3 protein-coding genes are annotated in these 2,353 nt (G+C 66.1%); all 3 read left to right on the plus strand.

The window, feature by feature from the left end:
- A partial coding sequence (locus AC08OO_RS22320; protein WP_476619029.1) for an ADP-ribosyltransferase occupies nt 1–905 on the plus strand: 905 nt, incomplete at its 5' end.
- Nucleotides 906–1,357: 452 nt separating this feature from the next.
- On the plus strand, nt 1,358–2,101 hold the full coding sequence (locus AC08OO_RS22325; protein ID WP_476619030.1) for an ADP-ribosyltransferase: 744 nt from the start codon (nt 1,358–1,360) through the stop codon (nt 2,099–2,101).
- Nucleotides 2,102–2,110: 9 nt separating this feature from the next.
- Nucleotides 2,111–2,266 (plus strand): hypothetical protein, encoded by a 156-nt coding sequence (locus AC08OO_RS22330; protein WP_476619031.1) that lies wholly within the window; start codon nt 2,111–2,113, stop codon nt 2,264–2,266.
- The last annotated feature ends 87 nt before the right edge of the window (nt 2,267–2,353 follow it).

Genomic DNA, 2,353 nt, shown 5'->3' on the forward strand with positions numbered 1-2,353 from the left:
AATCAGACGGCCTGTCCGAAGCCGACATCGCCCCCTACCGCTCGGGAGCGAAGAAGACGATCGGCGGCTATGCCCAGCGCCTCGCCGCCGACCCCAATGCGAAAGCCATCCGGGCAACCATCGAGAAAGCACAGGCCGACGGTCTTGTAGCAGCAGGCCCCGATGGCCGCCCGGCACTCACCAGCAAAGGCCGGCAGGTCGCCGCCGGTCTCGGCTCGGCGAAGCCACGGCCCAGCAAACCGAAACTCGGCACCCTGGCAGGAAAGGCAGCCACCCCCATCCTGCCAGCACCACCCGCACCGCCAACGCCCAGCCGCATACCTGATCCGACCCTGGAAAGCCGCCCTCTCACCGACCACGACGACATCCGCGATCTAATGGCCAGCCACATGACCCGATCCCAGGATCGGTTTGAGGACCGTCACCGTACAGCGGTCACAGCATGGGCCAGCGGCGCTAACTATGAGATCAACGACGTGTTGCGTCACGGAGGCGAGTCCAGCGCAGACACGGCGCGCATCATGGCCGACCTTGACGACGCATTCGAACAGGTTGTGCCTCTCGACCAGCCCATCACTGTCATCCGCGGCATCGGATCGGTCACAGACATCGCAGGTGAGCCGCCAGCGGACGGTTTTGTCTTCCGTGACCACGGCTTCGTCTCCACCACTATCAGTGACCACATTGCGGCCGGCTTCAGCAGCGGCTACGACACCGCCACACTGAAGATCACAATCCCTGCTGGGGCGAAGGTGTTGTCCCTCATCCCACCAGCACCCCCGGCCTTCAAATCCCGGCATCCCGAAGAAAACGAGATCCTCCTCCCGCGCGATACCGTCTTCGAGATAGTCACCGACACGAAGATCAACTCCAGTCGGGAGATAGAGATCAATGTCATCATCTGACAACCCAGACCGTCCAGACCGCGACCAGCCCGACTCGCAGACAGTCCGACCCGAACGGTTCACCTGGAAACCCGGCGACATCGAAATCCTCCAGCCCGCTGACCGGGACCAGCCGACAAGCCCCCCAGACAAAAACACACCGGACCCGTAAACCCAGGGCTCCGGCACGTTCGCGATCTGTCCCGGTTTCGGTGGTCCCGGGGCGGCCCGGCGGGCGGTCGCCCGACCACCGGAACCGCTTCAGACCAGGCCATCTGCAGTCGGACCGTCGAACGGACGAAGTGGACAGATCGCTTTCTTGCCGGAGCCCTGCCCGTAAACCCCCAACCGGAAAACACCATCCGCCCAAGCCGAGAGTCTGACCGCGGCGCCCGCACGTCCCGTCCCATCCGCTGCGGCGCCAGGTGCCCGCATCGTTGCCCTAGCAGTGCGACCGCCCCGGAGCGCCGTCCATGCGTGTTCCGCGGCCGTGTGGCGCCCTCACCCTCCGCGGAACACGCTGCAAGAACCCCGCAGCCCCCGGCATGCCGATCTGCGCGGTCCACGAGAAGACCCGGAAGAAGCTCGCCGAGCTCGCCCGCCACAACCGCGCACGCAACACCGGCTGGCGGCCACTCCCCTCCGGGACGCTCCGAGGCAAGGATGCCGACCGGTACCTCGTCGGCCTGGCAGACGCCAGCCGCATCCCCGAAGCCTCGCGACGGGCCGTATGGGCCTACAGCGGCCCCCGCTCACCGATCAACCCCACACTCCGCGCCCGCACCCTGAGCGATAACCCGGATATCGCCCACGTAGTGGCCGACCTCGACGCAGCATTCGACGCCGTCCCACAGACGACACGGCCAATCAGCGTGCACCGCGGGCTCCGCCACGTCGAGCGCTTCCTCCCCCCCGACGCCACCGGCTTCCGAGACAGAGACCTCGGCTTCCGTTCCATGACCACCGACGTCAGCGTCGCCGAGGACTTCACCCGCTTCGGACCACCAACAGCAACACGAATGATCGTCGAAGTCGAAATACCGGCCGGATCCAAGGTCCTCCCCGTCGAGGCACTCGGCACCCAGTTCCCAGGACAGAACGAAGTCCTCCTCCCTCGGAACACGGTCTTCGAGTTCTTCTCCGACGAGACTCGCACTGACGCCAACGGCCGCCCGGTCCGCTACGCGAAAGCCCGCATCGTCGGCTCCCAGCAGTAGAATCAGCCCATGTCAGAGAACCCGCCACCGCCCAAGGACGACCGGCTCGACCGGTTCGTCAGCAACCCCGGCGACAGCATCATCTACGGCCCGGACGGCAAGCCTTGGAAGCCCGGCGACCCGATCCCGCCCCGGAAGAAGAACCCGGACTCCAACACGAAGTAGCAACTCGCCTATCCTTCACCGCGGCTGGCCGGGAGCCTGACCGCGGCGCCCGCACCACACCCCGAGCGAGGTCACCATGACCCGCAC

Source organism: Frankia sp. CeCAU1 (genome assembly GCF_977971845.1).

Bases quoted from the DNA above. Each gene is read 5' to 3' on its own strand.
- AC08OO_RS22325 (WP_476619030.1), top strand. From the start codon at position 1,358: ATGCGTGTTCCGCGGCCGTGTGGCGCCCTCACCCTCCGCGGAACACGC.
- AC08OO_RS22330 (WP_476619031.1), top strand. From the start codon at position 2,111: ATGTCAGAGAACCCGCCACCGCCCAAGGACGACCGGCTCGACCGGTTC.